The sequence below is a fragment of the Mesorhizobium sp. M00.F.Ca.ET.216.01.1.1 genome (assembly GCF_004010325.2).
GTDB lineage: Bacteria > Pseudomonadota > Alphaproteobacteria > Rhizobiales > Rhizobiaceae > Mesorhizobium.
This window is the reverse complement of record NZ_SADR02000410.1, coordinates 1-312: the sequence shown is the minus strand read 5'-3', so window position 1 is coordinate 312 and position 312 is coordinate 1. Positions and strand designations below refer to the sequence as shown.

The following is a 312-nucleotide window of genomic DNA, read 5'->3' as shown; positions in this document are numbered from 1 at the left end:
AGATCTGGGCGAGCGCGGCGCCGCATTTGCGTACACCGGTCGCTTCGGTCCGCGTCCGCTATGCAATGCGTGGCACGGCATGCGTATCAGCGCAGGCGAGGCTCTGGGCTATGAGGTGCAAGGTCCGGCTGTTTACGATCTGAAATTGCCCGAACCGGCCAAGCCGTTCTTCGCGGATGAGCGCGCGCCCGTCGCAGCGCTTTTTCACGCCACGTCGAAAGACGATAAGAAATGGCCCGTCTCGCACTGGGGCGTGGTCGGCGCGGAACTGGCTGAACGGGGCTTTCGCGTGGTGCTGCCGTGGGGTTCCGA

General features: G+C 64.4%; 1 protein-coding gene. It reads left to right on the top strand.

Annotated features, from left to right (window positions below):
* A partial coding sequence (locus tag EN859_RS36715; RefSeq protein WP_281015686.1) for a glycosyltransferase family 9 protein occupies positions 1-312 on the top strand: 312 nt, incomplete at both ends.